The organism is Virgibacillus kekensis, from assembly GCF_042654125.1.
In the GTDB taxonomy this organism is placed as follows: Bacteria; Bacillota; Bacilli; order Bacillales; family Amphibacillaceae; genus Lentibacillus; species Lentibacillus kekensis.
This window is the reverse complement of sequence record NZ_JBHSFU010000007.1, coordinates 58970-75175: the sequence shown is the minus strand read 5'-3', so window position 1 is coordinate 75175 and position 16206 is coordinate 58970. Positions and strand designations below refer to the sequence as shown.

General features: G+C 41.2%; 17 protein-coding genes, 1 pseudogene and 2 riboswitches. Of the genes and pseudogenes, 7 read left to right on the top strand and 11 right to left on the bottom strand.

The window, feature by feature from the left end:
- Positions 1-89: 89 nt before the first annotated feature.
- The 3 genes from ACFO3D_RS12715 to ssuE form a co-directional block, all read right to left on the bottom strand.
- On the bottom strand, positions 90-872 hold the full coding sequence (locus ACFO3D_RS12715; RefSeq protein ID WP_390296522.1) for an HAD family hydrolase: 783 nt from the start codon (positions 870-872) through the stop codon (positions 90-92).
- Positions 873-1007: 135 nt separating this feature from the next.
- A complete protein-coding gene (locus ACFO3D_RS12710) occupies positions 1008-1991 on the bottom strand; it encodes a ring-cleaving dioxygenase (protein WP_390296520.1) in 984 nt (327 codons plus the stop codon).
- Between the two features lie 371 nt (positions 1992-2362).
- On the bottom strand, positions 2363-2911 hold the full coding sequence (gene ssuE / locus ACFO3D_RS12705) for an NADPH-dependent FMN reductase (protein ID WP_390296518.1): 549 nt from the start codon (positions 2909-2911) through the stop codon (positions 2363-2365).
- A gap of 95 nt (positions 2912-3006) precedes the next feature.
- Positions 3007-3113, bottom strand: a riboswitch (SAM riboswitch).
- A gap of 397 nt (positions 3114-3510) precedes the next feature.
- Positions 3511-3555: riboswitch (PreQ1 riboswitch) on the top strand.
- A gap of 82 nt (positions 3556-3637) precedes the next feature.
- On the opposite strand from ssuE, the gene queC reads away from it, so the two are divergent.
- From queC to queE, 3 genes are read left to right on the top strand one after another with little or no spacing between them, the layout of a single operon-like run.
- Positions 3638-4306, top strand: coding sequence for a 7-cyano-7-deazaguanine synthase QueC (queC, locus tag ACFO3D_RS12700; protein ID WP_390296516.1), 669 nt, complete (start codon positions 3638-3640; stop codon positions 4304-4306).
- Entirely contained in the window at positions 4306-4773 is a 468-nt protein-coding gene (queD, locus tag ACFO3D_RS12695; RefSeq protein WP_390296514.1) for a 6-carboxytetrahydropterin synthase QueD, read from the top strand. Before queC ends, queD begins: the two co-directional genes overlap by 1 nt.
- Positions 4766-5494: a 7-carboxy-7-deazaguanine synthase QueE gene (queE, locus tag ACFO3D_RS12690; RefSeq protein ID WP_390296512.1), complete on the top strand. Its 729-nt coding sequence runs from the start codon at positions 4766-4768 to the stop codon at positions 5492-5494. Before queD ends, queE begins: the two co-directional genes overlap by 8 nt.
- 78 nt (positions 5495-5572) lie before the next feature.
- Here queE and proC read toward each other — a convergent pair whose 3' ends face one another.
- Complete coding sequence (proC, locus tag ACFO3D_RS12685) at positions 5573-6415, bottom strand: pyrroline-5-carboxylate reductase (protein ID WP_390296510.1); 843 nt, start codon at positions 6413-6415, stop codon at positions 5573-5575.
- A 302-nt stretch (positions 6416-6717) separates the two neighbouring features.
- On the opposite strand from proC, the gene ACFO3D_RS12680 reads away from it, so the two are divergent.
- Positions 6718-7446, top strand: a complete 729-nt coding sequence (locus tag ACFO3D_RS12680) for a M48 family metallopeptidase (RefSeq protein ID WP_390296508.1) — start codon at positions 6718-6720, stop codon at positions 7444-7446.
- Positions 7447-7474: 28 nt separating this feature from the next.
- Here the strand turns inward: ACFO3D_RS12680 and ACFO3D_RS12675 are convergent.
- Positions 7475-8210 (bottom strand): annotated as a pseudogene (locus ACFO3D_RS12675) (nucleotidyltransferase domain-containing protein).
- Between the two features lie 145 nt (positions 8211-8355).
- Between ACFO3D_RS12675 and ACFO3D_RS12670 the strand changes: the two are divergent.
- Complete coding sequence (locus ACFO3D_RS12670; protein ID WP_390296506.1) at positions 8356-8448, top strand: putative holin-like toxin; 93 nt, start codon at positions 8356-8358, stop codon at positions 8446-8448.
- Positions 8449-8639: 191 nt separating this feature from the next.
- Here ACFO3D_RS12670 and ACFO3D_RS12665 read toward each other — a convergent pair whose 3' ends face one another.
- The 3 genes from ACFO3D_RS12665 to ACFO3D_RS12655 all read right to left on the bottom strand — a co-directional run bounded on the left by ACFO3D_RS12665 (position 8640) and on the right by ACFO3D_RS12655 (position 10370).
- A complete protein-coding gene (locus ACFO3D_RS12665) occupies positions 8640-9926 on the bottom strand; it encodes a type I restriction enzyme endonuclease domain-containing protein (RefSeq protein ID WP_390296504.1) in 1287 nt (428 codons plus the stop codon).
- 3 nt (positions 9927-9929) lie between these two features.
- On the bottom strand, positions 9930-10052 hold the full coding sequence (locus tag ACFO3D_RS12660; protein WP_390296502.1) for a MerR family DNA-binding transcriptional regulator: 123 nt from the start codon (positions 10050-10052) through the stop codon (positions 9930-9932).
- Between the two features lie 120 nt (positions 10053-10172).
- Positions 10173-10370: a cold-shock protein gene (locus tag ACFO3D_RS12655; RefSeq protein WP_390296500.1), complete on the bottom strand. Its 198-nt coding sequence runs from the start codon at positions 10368-10370 to the stop codon at positions 10173-10175.
- 257 nt (positions 10371-10627) lie between these two features.
- On the opposite strand from ACFO3D_RS12655, the gene ACFO3D_RS12650 reads away from it, so the two are divergent.
- Entirely contained in the window at positions 10628-10813 is a 186-nt protein-coding gene (locus tag ACFO3D_RS12650; RefSeq protein WP_390296498.1) for an H-type small acid-soluble spore protein, read from the top strand.
- A 97-nt stretch (positions 10814-10910) separates the two neighbouring features.
- Here ACFO3D_RS12650 and ACFO3D_RS12645 read toward each other — a convergent pair whose 3' ends face one another.
- The 3 genes from ACFO3D_RS12645 to ACFO3D_RS12635 form a co-directional block, all read right to left on the bottom strand.
- On the bottom strand, positions 10911-11522 hold the full coding sequence (locus tag ACFO3D_RS12645; protein WP_390296496.1) for a DedA family protein: 612 nt from the start codon (positions 11520-11522) through the stop codon (positions 10911-10913).
- A gap of 200 nt (positions 11523-11722) precedes the next feature.
- Positions 11723-13312, bottom strand: coding sequence for a BCCT family transporter (locus ACFO3D_RS12640; protein WP_390296494.1), 1590 nt, complete (start codon positions 13310-13312; stop codon positions 11723-11725).
- Between the two features lie 250 nt (positions 13313-13562).
- Entirely contained in the window at positions 13563-14594 is a 1032-nt protein-coding gene (locus ACFO3D_RS12635; protein ID WP_390296492.1) for a S66 family peptidase, read from the bottom strand.
- A 181-nt stretch (positions 14595-14775) separates the two neighbouring features.
- On the opposite strand from ACFO3D_RS12635, the gene ACFO3D_RS12630 reads away from it, so the two are divergent.
- Positions 14776-15738 carry a GGDEF domain-containing protein gene (locus ACFO3D_RS12630; protein WP_390296490.1) on the top strand — a complete coding sequence of 321 codons (963 nt, stop codon included), beginning with the start codon at positions 14776-14778 and terminating at the stop codon, positions 15736-15738.
- Positions 15739-16206: the final 468 nt, after the last annotated feature.

Genomic DNA, 16206 nt, shown 5'->3' with positions numbered 1-16206 from the left:
GCACAATTCGCCCGCCGAATTGTGCCTCTTTTTAGTGGTAAAAAACTGGGATTCTCATTCCACTTTCTTTCCGTCTGGGCTAAGCTGAACTACGACATTCTTTCTATTAAAAGCGGTAATTCATCGAGTGATTTAATAGTGTATGTTGGCTCAATAACCCCAGATTCTTCCCCTCTCCGGTTCACCCACGCAGAAGGAATTCCTGCCCGTTCAGCACCCAGTATATCTGTCTTCAGGTTGTCCCCGACCATTAAAGCTTCCTCTTTATGGACCTTCATACGGCTGAGTGCATGCGTGAAAATCGCCGGATCAGGCTTTCCTTTACCAAATGCACCAGAGATTATAATATGCTCGAAGTAAGGACGAAGCTCCGGTGTCATATCCAATTTGGTCTCCTGAAGATCAGGTGATCCGTTTGTCAGCAGCGCGAGCCTAAACTCCCTTTCTAATGTTTCAAGTGCCCTAAATGTGTCGGAAAAAACAAAGGCTTTTTCCCTGCGTGCCCTCCGGAAAGTCTCTGCCAGATCCCGGCCTAGTGCTTGATTATCAATTCCTGTATCACGCAGCCCGCGTGTCCACGCTTCCATCCGGTATGTAGGGGCAATGTTTGCTAGTTCCCGGAACTCCTCTCCCTCATCATTAAAATCACCCCATAACGCTTCAAAAGGATTTATCCCGATCATTTGCGTAAACTCATATATTTCATAGGACGCATATAAATCCCGCGCATTTTGCCGTACATTTTTTTCCAGCACCTCTGGATGTAAACCAAACCGATCGGCTGCAACAGAACATGCTGCCGCGAAAGCTTCATCCACGCTTTTTTTATCCCATAATAAGGTGTCATCCAAATCAAACAGTATTGCTTTCACACCTTTCCCCTCCCAATTCTCCCGTAATAATTGATGCCTTATTTTAACACATACGGAATAACTTCTTAGAGTATAAGCGATAAAAAGCCATAAGACCGAGAACGAACTCGGTTTTATGACTTTTCCTATCAAGACTTATTCGTATTCTTTTTCAATATTTCTGGTGCTACGTGTAGTATCAATCGGGCGGACCTGCTTTTCAATCTGCTCACGTTTTGGTTCAAGCATTGGTGGAAGTGCCAATTCCTCACCAAGCGTTTCGTATGGCTCATCGTCCATAAATCCAGGTCCATCAGTGGCAAATTCGAATAATATCTGTGGCGCAACATTGGAATACAGTGATTCAAAATAAAAACGATTCACATAGCCGGAGTTCGGCAGGCGGAACTGATTCAACCAATCGATCCACTCTTCCAGAACAGAGCGGTCATTTACTCGGAATGCTGTGTGGTGAACGGTACCGTATCCTTGCCGCGCCTGCGGAAGAACGGCATTGTATTCGACAACAACCTGTGCACCGTTACCGCCTTCCCCAACTTCAAACAGATGGAAATCAGCCTCCTGATCGATTTCCTTAAACTGAAGAACTTTTTCCATCATCTCTTTAAAATAATCGAAATTGGCAATCCGGACAAAAATTGGTCCAAGGCCGGTAATCGCAAATTCATTGGGAATTGGTCCCTTCTGCCATGGTGTTCCAGCCGGTACCCCTTCATTGTTTTCATCGGAAATTAACTGATAGTTTTGGTCATCAAAATCAACGAATGACAGTGTTTTTTTACCAAATTGCTCTTTGATACCGCTATGTTTTACTTCAAGCCGATTAAACCGTTTAACCCAATAATCAAGCGCAGCATCACTTGGAACCCGAAATGATGTTTTGAAAATTTCATTGGTTCCATGCACGCCTTTTGGAATTCCAGGGAAATCAAAGAATGTCATATCGGTTCCCGGGCTTCCAGTATCATCGGCGAAAAATAAGTGATATGTCTGTATGTCGTCCTGGTTGACCGTCTTTTTGACAAGTCGCATTCCCAGTGTATATGTGAAAAATTCATAGTTTTTCTCGGCGCTGCTTGTTATCGCTGTAACGTGGTGTATCCCTTTTAACCCATTCATGTAAATTCCTCCAATAAAAATATCCTTAATTCAAGATAAATCTATTTATTGTATTTGTCAATGAATCGGTCCTGGTTGTCCGTCTTCCCCATTGTTTCCAGTTACGGGATGTATGCCTAAACGCACACCGAGTATGTAAAACACACCAACAAGGAGCCTTCACCGATGAAGGCAGTACATCAGGGAGGACAATTTGCTCCTTGTCGTATCCTTGTCAGGGTCCGGCAATGCGACTGGCAGAAAGTAGTGCATTTGTATAGGAATGATGTCTAGGAGATATCAAAGTTATACTCAGCTATTTTTAGCTATCTCTTTTTAGCCCCATTTTAGCCGGGGCATTAACGAACGAATGCCCGGATTCTTGCTTACATTCAGGACATTGTCCGGGCATATTCCTGTGTTTTTATCATTTCAATTAGATAAGCAAGCTGTTTTCTTACACGCAGGAGAATCTCCTCATCGATGATCGGGTGTTCCTTATACTTGTCTATTTGACTGTCTAGTAAGTAAATCCCCTTTAAATTCTGCCCCTTAAGTGTTGCGAGGAGGGGTTTAAGTGCATATTCAAGTGCAAGCAGGTGGGATGGACTCCCGCCTGTCATAAGCGGAAGAACAGGTGTATTCTGAAGAACGTCCTGCGGAAGCAAATCTATTAATGCTTTTAATACCCCCGAATAGGCAGCCTTGTATACAGGCGATCCTACAATAACGCCATCTGCATCCTGAATATGTTCGGCTATTCGCTTTATTACCGGACTGTCAAATTTTCCTAAAAACAAATCATCCTGGGGGACGTCCCGAACAGAAAAATGTGTGACAAAAAAATGCTCCTCTTGAAGTACCCTCCCTAGATATTTAAGTACACAATCCGACCGTGAAATTTCTGACGGACTCCCTGACAAAATTACGATTTTAACCATTTGGTTGCCCCTCTCTAAGCTATATCCTATCGAAAAAGGCCCCTTCCTGAGATAAGAAGAGGCCTTAAATAATAATGAACTTATTAATCACACTCTTCTTATCTCTTGAACACACAATGTATGCTCACAGGAATTAGCACAGTACCAGATGGTCTGTTGCCAGGTTTCGTAGGGCCAGTCCCTCCACCTTTCTTGATAAGAAATAGCTATTAAATTGTATTATTCCATACAATACTCGCTTATTTATGTAGTGTCAAGTATAAAATTAAAGTATCCCTATTTAAAAAGTCTGTTATGACTAGTGGAAGAGGCACGCCTATTTATAAAAAAATTTACGCATTTTCCTCTTGCAATATTTATATGGATGTATTAAGGTAAGTTATTCCGCTTCTCGGTTAGTCTTGAGCATGTTGATGACCTGATTGCAGACATCGACCAGGCTTTGCAGGCTGCATATCAGCGGGTAGGGGCCACTGGTCGGGCAGGCTAATGTCGACGTCTGCAGCTCCAGGCAGCTCCTGTTTTTCCACGTTCGTAACTTACCTGTGTTTGTGCTATAATACGAAATGTAAAAAAATCAATAACAAGTCTGCAATTATGCAGGAGAGGTTCTAGCTACACCCTCTATAAAAAACTAAGGATAGAACTTTACCTTGCCTTAGGTATGGTTCTTTTGTTTTTGGGTGGGTATGGATTCTCTTTTTCACGATGAAAGGGGAATTTTTTATGGAAAAAAATAATAAAGCAGTCGTAGTTTTCAGTGGCGGCCAGGATAGTACCACGTGTTTATTCTGGGCATTAGAAAAATATGACAAAGTGGAAGCTGTCACATTTGATTATAACCAGCGTCATCATGAAGAGATTGAAGTAGCAAAAGAGATCGCATATGACCTGAATGTAAAACATCATGTACTCGACATGTCTTTACTCAGTCAGCTGGCACCGAATGCATTAACACGTGAGGATATCGAAGTTAAAGATGGTGAAGAAGGAGAATTACCTTCCACATTTGTACCCGGACGAAACCTTCTCTTCCTCTCTTTCGCTACGATACTTGCCAAACAGATTAGCGCCAAACATATCATTACAGGGGTCTGTGAAACGGACTTTAGTGGCTACCCGGATTGCCGGGACATGTTTGTAAAATCACTTAACGTTTCGCTCAATCTCTCAATGGATGACCAGTTTGTGATTCACACCCCATTAATGTGGCTTGATAAGGCAGAAACATGGGAGCTTGCCGATCAGCTCAGGGCCTTCGACTACGTACGTAAAAACACCTTGACTTGTTATAACGGAATTCGTGGTGAAGGTTGTGGCGAATGTCCAGCGTGTAACCTGCGACAAAAAGGTCTGCATACATACCTTCAAAAGCGTGGGGAGGTGAATTCCTGATGTACGGGTTTACGATTGTGGAGAATTTGCAGAAAATGAATGACGACATTAACTACCACGAGTTAAAGTATCATCAAAAGCGCGTAATGGTAAGTAAGGAATTTACATTTGATGCAGCTCATCACCTTCATTGTTATGAAGGAAAATGCAAAAACTTACACGGCCATACGTACAAAGTTATCTTCGGAATTAGTGGACATGTAAACGATATAGGAATCGTAATGGATTTTGGAAATATTAAACAGATCTGGAAAGAACAAATTGAAGTTCATCTTGACCATCGTTATTTGAATGAGACACTTCCAAACATGAATACGACGGCAGAGAACATGGTCGTCTGGATATATGAGAAAATGGAGGAAGCTCTCCAGAATGATCCGAATGATTGTCGGGTAGAATTCATAAAACTATACGAAACACCAACAAGTTATGCCGAGGCCAGACGGGAGTGGGTGAGCAATGAATAAATTCCCTGTACTCGAAATCTTTGGTCCGACCATACAAGGTGAAGGTATGGTCGTTGGCCGAAAAACCATGTTTGTCAGAACTGCGGGTTGTGACTACAGTTGCTCCTGGTGTGACTCTAAATTCACCTGGGATGGGAGTGCCAAACAGGAGATTGTAAGAATGACTGCTGATGAAATATTAGCAAAGCTTACCGAAACTGGTGGAGATAAATTTGACCACGTTACCATTTCAGGCGGGAACCCTGCGCTTTTAAAGAATCTGAACGAACTCATTGACGTCTTACACGATTCAGGTAATGAAGTGGCACTTGAAACGCAGGGCAGCCGCTGGCAGGATTGGTTTATTTCCATAGATGATTTAACCATTTCCCCTAAGCCTCCAAGCTCAGGAATGATCACTAATTGGAAAAGTCTTGATCACATCATTGGAACCTTAAGGGAAAGTAACCGCCTAAAAAATACAAGTTTAAAAGTTGTCATTTTTAATGATGAAGATATAAAGTATGCCGAAAAAGTCCATGAACGTTATCCCGACATTTCCTTCTTTCTGCAAGTCGGAAACGATGATCTCGAAGAAAATAAGGCTACTAATCTTGCCAACCATCTGTTGGAGAAGTATGAATGGCTTATTGATAAAGTGGTAGCTTCCACCAAACTAAATCACGTTAGGGTTCTACCCCAAGTCCATGCGCTTGTGTGGGGTAACAAACGAGGGGTATAGTGACCTGTCCCAATCTCTCTTGGTGATAAAAAAACACATCGTCCTGCCTGGTAAAAGGAGGACGATGTGTTTTTTCTTTTAGGAAGGAATCAATACACGATCCAATTCCTTACTGATTTCTTTTGATCGTTTTGCAGCATGACTGACTGCCTGTGAAATAGCTACGCCACCATTATACTTTCGCAATGCTTCAAGTCCAGCTGCCGTTGTGCCGTTAGGAGAAGTTACTTTTTCCCTAAGATCAGCTGGTGATTCTTCTTTTTCAATAATCATTTTCGCTGCACCGTACAATGTCTGTGCTGCAATATTCCGTGCGGTTTCTGCATCCATACCGTTCGACTTTCCGATGTTTTCCATTTGTTCCATCAGATAGTAGAAATAAGCGGGTCCGCTTCCGGCCATACCGGTGAAGACATCCATTTGATCTTCTTCAATGACATATACTTCACCCATGCACTGCAGCAGCTGCTTTGCAATTTTTGCATTGCCATGTTTGGTATTCTCGCCAATTGACATTGCAGTTGCTGACTCCTGAATCATGCTTGACGTATTCGGCATGACGCGGATAACTTCCTGCCCATTAGTTAAACGCTCTTCCATATAACCAGTTGTAATTCCAGCTAATACTGAAACGACAACCTGATCAACTCGAACTTTATCCTTAATCATTTCAAGTGTCTCTTCTGCTCCTTTTGGCTTCATAGCCAGGATAAAGAAGTCTATTTCTGCGTACGGTAGTTCATTCATAGGCATTGTACGTACACCGTATTTATTCTCAATTTTATTTAACCGCTCTGTGTTCGATTTGTTTGTAACGATAATCTGATCCGCTGGTACACTTCCTGTTGAAACTGTTCCTGAAATCATCGCCTCGGCCATTGAACCTGCACCGAGAAAAGCAATCGTTTTATTTTTTAACATTTAATCGCTCCCAGATGTTTTTAATAATCAATATTATGTATGGTAACATCTGTGTATGAAGTTTCAAGGGTTTTTTTGCAATTCATGCGTATATGCTCCAATTAGTTTGATAAAACGGTTACATTCGAAAATAAGTCCGCAAAAACCTTATTAAACCACATATTATGAGAGTATATCAGCGATTATGGAGAAAAGGTTTTTTCCATTTTTTGAATAAATGCTAATATACATGTGTAATTTCTCAAATAAAGCCAGTGCATGATATGATATAAGCACCGACAAAACAAAGGTTCGTGATTTCAATGCCAACACTTACATATGGTACTACTGTAATTGACTATCTATTATACGAACAAAAGCGCAAAGATCTTAAAATCTCCGTCTCACTGGTTAACGGAATAGAAGTTTTTGCCCCCGCAAGTCTGGAAGAAGACAAACTTAAGAATTTACTTTCCAAAAAAGCTCCATGGATACTTGGCAAACTAAATGAACTTAACCAGGTGGAAGCTTCCATCATGCCTAAAGAATTCGTAAGCGGTGAAAAACTCCCCTACCTAGGACGTAATTATCGCTTAAAGGTCCACCGTGAGGCAGTAGAAAATGCCACGTTATCATTTTATCAGGGGAAGTTCATTGCCACCGTTCCGAAAAAGTGGTCACAGGAAGAAGTTCAGGATACGTTGGAGAAGCACCTCATCCATTGGTATCGAGAGCGAGGCGCCCAAAAACTGCAGGAACGAGCTACTGCTTACGAAAAACTGATGGGAGTTAAGGCCAATTCTATAAGCTTACGAACACAGCATAAACGTTGGGGGACGTGCACACCAGATGGGGATATTTATATAAATTGGCGGTTGATTATGGCTCCAGTAAAAGTACTTGACTATGTCATTGTGCATGAACTGGCACATTTGCGAATACAAGACCACTCTCCAGAGTTTTGGAAAATAGTAAAATCAATATTGCCAAATTATGAAACCAGCAAAGAATGGCTCCGAGTAAACGGCATGGGACTTCATTGTATTGGGTAAAGAAAAGGGTATATTTCCCGCGAAGGAATCATACTCTTTTGTCTTTTTGCTTACCTAGCGAAAACCCTTCAAACAACCTTCCGCCATGCGGTTCTAGAATGCTATCGGTAAGGACAATAACCCCATCCTTAACACCGGTTTTGTAGAAATTATCAAATACCTTTACAAAGGAATCAGCAAAATCCGCATCATGTTGTTTTAAAGCACGGATTACCCATTTAGAAGCGCCAATCCATTTGCGGTTCGTGCGTAACACAAATTCACTTAAGAGTTCGGCAAGTGTGTTTGCAATGAATAGTTCTTCAGCCCTGTCGGTGCTCCCTTGGAAATCCTCCAGGGTATCTGTTATGAAATAACGCTTCGTTCTAATCGTACTCGCAGACCATGGTTCCGGACCTTTATTCAGTAAATCTTTAGCTTCCCTTTTAATGGGATTGATAACCTGTTCACCTTTTAATATAATCCCTTCTGCTACCATTCTTGGAAGTGAAGGTCGTGCCCGCTCACAATCACTTTGAAAAAAAATCTTTATATGACGTTAAGTTATGTACAAACACTTCAATAGGCCAGGCAGAGTCAATAAGTGACTCCCTGTACGAAGCACTAATATTTTTATTGAAAATAACGATATCCAAATCTGACGTTTCGGTTGCCTCTCCCCTTACCACACTACCTGCTAGCACCGCCCCATCACAATCCGGAAAGTATGTACCAATGAAGTGCTGTGCTGCTGTGAGAGGGGTTAATTTCTCTTTGTATTCCATAATTTTTCTCCTTTTTAATCAAAACCTTAATAAATAAGGAACAAACGTTCTGATTATGATATAATAAAGGTACAGTAGACAGGCTTCACGTGAGGGGGATGGCACATTTCGCTTTCTGGGGATAATTATTCCCGGAAAGGAGGTGATGCCATTGGATATAAAAGATGTATTAACACTGATGATTTCTTTCGGTATGTTAATTGCATTGATGATGTCCGAAAAAAGCAACAAAAAATAACCCCTCATATAGTCTAGCCGGACAGTGAGGGATTATTCTCTTACTGTGCCTTCCCCTCTTGATGGGGTTGGTCTATTGAACCGTTCCATGTTCCAGCATGGAGCGGTTTTTATATTGTATGATTCTTTATAACTATTATACCACAGGTTTTGGTGTTGTACACTTATTACTCAAGTCAGCTGACAATCAAGTTAGTACGCAATATGTTTATAATGCACCTCAGCTAGGTCCATCAATTGTACGGCAAGTGCCTCTATTTGAGCACCGGGACAATTATATTTCCGCAACTTCTTCTTGATTTGCCTGCGCATTTCCCGTTTGACGTCATCCTTTACAGTCCAATCAATGACGGCATGCTCTCTGATGATCCCTGTGATAATATGCGTAAGGTCTTTTACATCATCCTGTTCAAATCCTTCCAAATCTTTTTCAAGCATCTGATAGAAAGGGTATTCTTTTGGTTCAAAACCGTGTTGGGCACTTTCTTCTGCGTTGTTTCGCATGACCCCCATTACATCCCGATATTCTTCCAGCAATTCTTCAATGGTAAGCTGGCGTGTCTTACGCTGCTCGATTAGTTCCTCCAGCCGTTCTTTCAGCGAGGTATACAGTACTGGATTTTCTTCCAGCTTAACCCGGATTTCATGCTTGATCGCATGCTCCATCTCGGCTGCTTTTGATTCTGGGGATTTTATCTCGTCTAATTTCTGATCAAATCGATTCGATAAAATATCAATCGGCTCGACCAGAATATGAGGAGTTGTCGCATATACATGCTCCTCGACCAGTTCCCTTACTTTTTCACCACAATCAGATATATCCATTCCATGTTCCACATGATATCTCGATTTAGCCAATTTACGAATCTTCCCAAGCCACTTCAAATCATCCACATATGGCTTGGCTTTTGGATTTGGTAACACCATGTCCATGCTCTCGGAAAACTTCTGGAATGCTGTATCAAATTCATTACGGATGTCTTCAGGTGCAAGTACCATTAAGCATGCTTCAAGATTATCTTTATTTTTATAGTCAAAAAACCGCATTGCCTTGCGGTGCCGCGTTTGCAAACGCGGGATTTCCACATCGACTTCCCGCAATGCACCTTTTATATCTTCCTCATGGAAAACACCCAGCGCTTCCTCCAAGAAACGTGATACCCCATAATAATCTACAATTAACCCGTATGTCTTCTTATCATATGTACGGTTCGTCCGGGCAATTGCCTGAAGCAGATTGTGTTCCTTCAGCGGCTTATCCAAATACATAACCTGTTCAATTGGTGCATCAAAACCAGTTAACAGCTTATCGCAAACAATAATAAAACTTAACGAATCCTCACTCATTGGCTTTTTAAACCGTTGAATGACTTGCTTTTCTTCCTGTTTGGTTAAGTGATGTTCTTTCATCTCTTCTTCATCATTATGCCCACCGGAGATAATTACCTTGGATTCATAATCGGTGAGTTCATCCAGCATTTGTTAATAGCGGTAGTTGTTACGTGGATCAATATACGCTGGTTCGAGCAATCTCACCTCTGCATAGTAGCGCAATGTCTCTTTGCTTAAGCCGGTCATCGCAGCAAAATCACTTATCTTATGCATTCTTTTCCTCCCACCTCTATCTTAAACTGCGGGGCACACTACAGGGGCAACAGATATACTAAAATTATATAAAAAAAAAGGACTCCCTAGTTAGGAAGTCCCTTTTCTGATAAGAAATACTTATCTTTGAACGTTAGCAGCCTGTGGGCCACGGTTACCTTCAACGATTTCGAAAGTTACTGTTTCGTTTTCTTCTAGAGTTTTGAAACCTTCGCCTTGAATAGCAGAGAAATGAACGAATACATCGTCCTGACCTTCTACTTCAATAAAACCGAAACCTTTTTCTGCGTTAAACCATTTAACATTACCTTGTAACATAATTGTTACCTCCTGCGTGGATCAGATCCACAATGTATTACTATTAATGCTCTGCATATTCATTCCAGACGAAAGTCACTTACAAGTTACTTTTCTCTTTCATTCCTAATCGAACAAGAATAATTAATTTTAATTATAACGGCTTATCTGCCTTTCGTCAAGTGAAGTTTAAAATTCTTTACAGTTAACTTTTCTTAAATGTATATAAAGCAAATTTCCGGAAAAAATATAATCGCAAACTTAAGGAGGTTTTACATATGAACAAGGAACGCGCAAAAGAGATTTTCAATTCTCCTGAAACCATTGATGTTACCCATGAGGACAGACCCGTTTATATTGAGGAAGTTATCGAGAGAAGCGAAACGGCAAAGGTTCACCCGCTGGACCAGCCGAATATCATTCAAGAAGTACCCCTCTACGAATTGAAGGAACAGCAGCACTAACGCTTTACACCGGCTTAACCTTAACTTAAATTATAAGCCGAAAGACTAAAAGCATGTCAGCCACATACGGCGACATGCTTTTGATTTTATCAAACAATTATTTTCTTCTTTTTCTTGATCTCACAAACAGTACAGCTCCGACAACCAACAATACCGCCAGTATGGCGTACATAATTTTGGAGTAGGTATCCATGTAGTTTACGATTTCATGCCATGAGGAACCTACAGACGCTCCTAGGTAAACCAGTACAATATTCCATATCAGTGTTCCTAGAGTGGTTAAAACGAGGAACAGGATAAAACTCATATTGGACATACCTGCAGGAACAGAAATTAGACTTCTGATCAACGGTACAAACCGGCAAAAGAATACCGTCCAGGGTCCATATTTATCGAACCATGCATCTGCACGGTGGATGTCCTTTTTAGTAACCCTGAGAATATGCCCCCAGCGCTCAACGATCTTCTCCAGCCTTTCTACATCAAGCAAAAGACCAATTCCATACAGAACAACCGCACCTAGAACCGAACCAACTGTTGAAGCAATAACTACTCCCACGATTCCAAGTCCTGATTGGGTGGTCATGAACCCACCGAACGTTAAGATAATTTCTGAGGGAATCGGCGGAAAAATGTTTTCAAGTGCAATCAGAAGTGCTATACCAATGTAACCATAATCGTTAATAATATCCGTCAACCAGTTTTCCATAATATCTCCCTTAACCTATGTTTTGAATTTTATTATTTACTTGTCATATATTATCATAATTTTCGTTTCTGCCCTATATGTATCCACTATAATATTGAGACTCACTCAGGCACCTATTATGGATTTCCCCGTTACAATCCTCTTAAAACAGAAAAAAGATGACTGCACACCTTGTGCACAATCACCTCTTTTCCTACCTATTAACGGTCATAGTTTTTATATTTTTGCGGGACTTTATCCCGTCGCACATTATTAACCCATGCCCGGTCCTCATTCATCATCTTTATAGCAGCATAAATTGTTAGGAACTGAATAACTATTATCGGTATACCCATCAGACCGGAAAGTACCTCCAACGGTGCTAGTCCACCGATACGCATCAGGATCAGCGCAATCACTGTGATTACTGCCGCAACAATAATTCGCAGCAGTCGAGATGGTTCTGCTTTACTCATATTTTCCGTACCTGTGTAGGATGCAATCGTATAAGTGGTTGAATCCAACGTTGTGGTAAGGAAGATGAGCGCCACAATGATAAACACCGTGATTATCAGCCCGGAAAATGGCAGTGTCTGAAAGATTTGCGGTATTGCAGCCATTGGATCATTATTTTTAATAAACTCAGGCGTATTGAACTGACCGGTGATGAATCTATGAACGCCGAGACCTCCTAATACCCCGGTTGCCGCCCAGGAAATCATCGTCGGTGCCAGCAGATAGGTCAGCAGCATCTCTTTAATTGTCCGCCCCTTGGAAATCTTAGCTGCGAATACACTATGCAGCATTGCCCATGTTGCACTGTATGCAAACCAGAAAACAGTATAGGTTTCAATATGTGTGCTTCCTTGCAAATCAAGCGAGTTCGTATACAGCGACATATTTACATAGTTGGAAAACAGGAATCCGACACTGTCAGTGAAATAATTTAAAATGAATATTCCTGGCCCTACCACAATTACGAAAATCGCAAACCCTGCAGCCATATACATGTTAAACGTACTTAACTTCTTAATACCTTTCTCAATACCCAGATAAGCACTTATTGAGAACAGGAATACCCAAATGATTGTAACAATCAGTGTGAGCATAAAGGATGGCTGTAGGTTGAACAATTCTACCAAGTTAGACGTAACAATCGGTGCACCAAGGCCCAGTGTAACTGCAGCCCCCGCAAGAATACTTACAAGAAAGACAACATCGAGTAACTTACCGCCAAAACCATCGGTGAACTTGTCACCAAATATTACCCGACAAGCCTCTGAAATCCGCATAAACGGTCTTTTACGGACGTGGAGAATATAACCCATTGCCGGTGCAGTCATTACAAAAATGGCGAAAACTTGGAAGCTCCAAAGGAACATACTGTAAGAATTTCCCCAAAGTAGCGCATCAGTAGACCCAGGTTCGACACCAAATGGAGGATCATTTGCAACGTGTGCCCATTGCAGCATTCCTGTACGCATAATGGTAGATCCGAGGCCCATCGCAATCAGAATTGATGAGTATTCAAATAACGTAAAACGTGGCTTTTCAGTGGGATCACCAAGTACCACATTCCCGTACTTCGAGAAAGATAAGTATAACGCTGCAACTACGAGAATTATCCCGTACCAGATATAACCCCATGTAAACCAGTTAACAATCGTGTTGAAAATGCTGTTCAGCAGACTCAGAGATTCGTCTTCATACAGCGAAAATGGAATAATTATAGCGATAACAATAAGGATAGCCGGGGCAAAAATACGGTAATCAATTAATTTCCGTCCACCTATCCCATTATTTTTGTCCATATAGAATACCTCCAATATTTCTGCGTTTAAACGAACCACTCCTAAAGAAGAGCAAAAGTTTAATCAATTAGGACATCCGTCTGCTTTCTTAATACCACAAAGTTATAATTATAAACTTGAGTAAAACAGACAATTTTATACAGTGGTGTTAATCTTATAAGCAAATCCCCGGCACCTCGGGATAGTCAGAAATCAAGCTTTTCGATAAAAAAATTGACCATCCCCTGTGGGGGATGGTCATTTCCTCGGTTTAAATAACACCACTTTCTATTATGGAGAAAGATTCTCTATCACAATTAATCTCTGCCATTACACCATAAGGGAAAACACATTTCGGCTCAGTGTGTCCGAAATTCAAATTATAAAGAATCGGCAGACTTTCAAGTTTATATTCATACATCACCTGTCTAATCGATTCCTTATATTCTTCGTAGTACTGTTCGTCTTTTGGTTTTCCGACAACGATTCCTTTCGCTTTGTGAAGGATTCCCTGTGCAGCATAATTGCGGAGCCAATAGGTTAACAGGGCTGGTTCCGGCTTCTCTTCAGATGTTTCAAAAAATAGTATAGAGTCTTTCCAATGCTTATTTTCAGGCCAAATATCTGTACTTTTAGCAAATTCTAGTACTTCGATACATCCACCCATCAGTCTGCCTCGTACTACTCCGTTGCCCTGAAGGATTTCATACCCCAAATTCTCATGCATGGGCCGCTGTTTATCTTTATTTTCTTCGGTCCACTCTAGGCGTTCACTGGTCCATTTTTTGGCCGGTGGTATTTCTCCGATTGCGCTGTTGGAAAATAGAGAACGCTTGACCATCTCAACTGTATACGGATCCATTTTTACATTTTCAGCAAAATCGGTCATGATAGCTGGGCCGTAAAATGAGGTTACACCTGCTTTTAAGCAAAAAAGGTGTGGTATCGTAACGTCCGAAAATCCCATGAAGATTTTAGGATTAGACCTAATAACACCAAAATCGATATACGGAAGCAGACGGATACTATCGTCCCCTCCTATGTTAGCGATAATCCCTTTTATACTCTTATCCTGAAATGCATTCATCAGGTCTTCCGCCCGTGCTTTAGGATTTTCATATACAAAGTCAGTACCTTTTAGGCTGTTCGGCATTGGTACAACTTCCAATTCAAAAACTTTCTTTAGACGCTGTATTGCCTGTTCATACCTCCACTTGAGTTCAGGGTCCCCCGCCCCTCCCCATGATGGACTTATGGTAGCGACTTTATCACCCGGCTGTAATTTTTCTGGCTTTATTAACATCGAAATACCCCACCCTTTCCTACTATATATATTTCTATTTTATCGGATCAACTCAATGGATATTGAACCATTGAAAAAAAATTAAACACCTTTATCCTTTATCCCATTAAAATATTGAAGTATTTGGAAATTTGTTATACTATAAAAAAATAAAACTTCCAGGAATAGAGATGGTAAAAAAATGGTGGACAGTCTATTACAGGAAACTTACTCCCCGTTATTAGAGAAAGTAATACCGGCTATTGTATCCGATCACCTTAATGAAATGAAAACCAGTATTGAATTCAGTGCATTCATTAATCATTCCGAGAATTATGCCCATGAACTTTCTGATACATTACTTAATCATTGTAAAGCTTTTTTTTATGAAGCTGAGAAGTACCAGGATTTTATAAAAAAAACAGATACCGAAGCATTTGATTTAGGTATGCAATTCGCCGAAAATAATCTTCTAACCGTGGAGTTGATTCTAAAAATGTCCCACAGTACCCGAATGTGTTCTATTCGCCATGTCCTGACTGTACTTAACGGGAAGAAATTAACAACTTCAAATGCAATTATTTTCGAACGTCTCTATGAGCTGGCTAATACCCGACAAAACGCATTCTTTCAGGGATATATCCACGAACAAAATGAAAAGCTGCGGGTTCAGAGTTATACTGATCCACTTACCGGATTGTTTAACCGGCGTTATTTTTATAAAACTATTCCCGGAGAGATAACACGTGCTCACCGAACAAATTGCCCACTGACATTAATGCTTATCGATCTTAACAATCTGAAGGATATAAATGATGAATTCGGTCATATTGAAGGTGATAAGCTGCTCGAACACTTTGCAAAGTCAGTTTCTAAAATCAGAGCTGATTTTGACAGTGTATTCAGGTTCGGTGGTGATGAATTTGTCGTTCTGGCACCTAATTGCAACAAAGAGAATGCGGAAGAAATCGGAGAACGGCTTAATTCCGAACTTAATAATTATAATCGGAAAGTATCGTTGTCGTATGGGGTTGTTGAACTGCCGCTGAACCAACGGCCTGAAGAGATTAACATAGACAATTACATCCGGATAGCCGATACAAGAATGTACAAATATAAGGCCCGTTATAAAGGAAGCAGCCGATACCTGTGCATTGAAAACTAATTCATTCAGGTCTTTTTCATAAATCTGTTGCTCTCGTGAGCAGTTGATTTAAACTACGACGTAGCAGCAATGTAGATTTCCACTTCAGGCAGTCGCTTTCACCGCTCCGGGTGTAAGTACGACAACTGCTCATACTTTCGCAGTGTCTCCTTTGCCGCCGGGCTACGCTTCAACTTCCTCGGAAGAAGAACACTTCCTGCGGGATTTTCAGCTGTTGCTTCGACGAACAGGACGTTCTAGTACCGGCGTTGGTCAAAGGACGTGACCGGTTTTAGCCGGTGACCCGCAGGAGTCGACTCCCCCTACGCTTCAATCATCTGCTATATCAGCGGAGGAAATACACGAAGACTCCAGCGGGAAAGCGAAGATGATGAGACCCCACAGTGAGCGTTCTTGGCGAGCGAGGAGGCTCAGCACGAGCCCGCGGAAAGCGTAGTGTATTTCTGTAGCGGCATATTAAGTCGCAGT

Bases quoted from the DNA above. Each gene is read 5' to 3' on its own strand.
- ACFO3D_RS12640 (WP_390296494.1), bottom strand. From the start codon at position 13,312: ATGGACAAAAATAATGGGATAGGTGGACGGAAATTAATTGATTACCGT.
- queD (WP_390296514.1), top strand. From the start codon at position 4,306: ATGTACGGGTTTACGATTGTGGAGAATTTGCAGAAAATGAATGACGAC.
- ACFO3D_RS12680 (WP_390296508.1), top strand. From the start codon at position 6,718: ATGCCAACACTTACATATGGTACTACTGTAATTGACTATCTATTATAC.
- ACFO3D_RS12655 (WP_390296500.1), bottom strand. From the start codon at position 10,370: ATGTTACAAGGTAATGTTAAATGGTTTAACGCAGAAAAAGGTTTCGGT.
- ACFO3D_RS12630 (WP_390296490.1), top strand. From the start codon at position 14,776: ATGGTGGACAGTCTATTACAGGAAACTTACTCCCCGTTATTAGAGAAA.
- ACFO3D_RS12660 (WP_390296502.1), bottom strand. From the start codon at position 10,052: ATGCATAAGATAAGTGATTTTGCTGCGATGACCGGCTTAAGCAAAGAG.
- ACFO3D_RS12670 (WP_390296506.1), top strand. From the start codon at position 8,356: ATGCCATTGGATATAAAAGATGTATTAACACTGATGATTTCTTTCGGT.
- ACFO3D_RS12710 (WP_390296520.1), bottom strand. From the start codon at position 1,991: ATGAATGGGTTAAAAGGGATACACCACGTTACAGCGATAACAAGCAGC.
- queE (WP_390296512.1), top strand. From the start codon at position 4,766: ATGAATAAATTCCCTGTACTCGAAATCTTTGGTCCGACCATACAAGGT.
- ACFO3D_RS12650 (WP_390296498.1), top strand. From the start codon at position 10,628: ATGAACAAGGAACGCGCAAAAGAGATTTTCAATTCTCCTGAAACCATT.
- ACFO3D_RS12645 (WP_390296496.1), bottom strand. From the start codon at position 11,522: ATGGAAAACTGGTTGACGGATATTATTAACGATTATGGTTACATTGGT.
- ACFO3D_RS12635 (WP_390296492.1), bottom strand. From the start codon at position 14,594: ATGTTAATAAAGCCAGAAAAATTACAGCCGGGTGATAAAGTCGCTACC.
- ssuE (WP_390296518.1), bottom strand. From the start codon at position 2,911: ATGGTTAAAATCGTAATTTTGTCAGGGAGTCCGTCAGAAATTTCACGG.
- ACFO3D_RS12665 (WP_390296504.1), bottom strand. From the start codon at position 9,926: ATGCTGGATGAACTCACCGATTATGAATCCAAGGTAATTATCTCCGGT.
- proC (WP_390296510.1), bottom strand. From the start codon at position 6,415: ATGTTAAAAAATAAAACGATTGCTTTTCTCGGTGCAGGTTCAATGGCC.
- queC (WP_390296516.1), top strand. From the start codon at position 3,638: ATGGAAAAAAATAATAAAGCAGTCGTAGTTTTCAGTGGCGGCCAGGAT.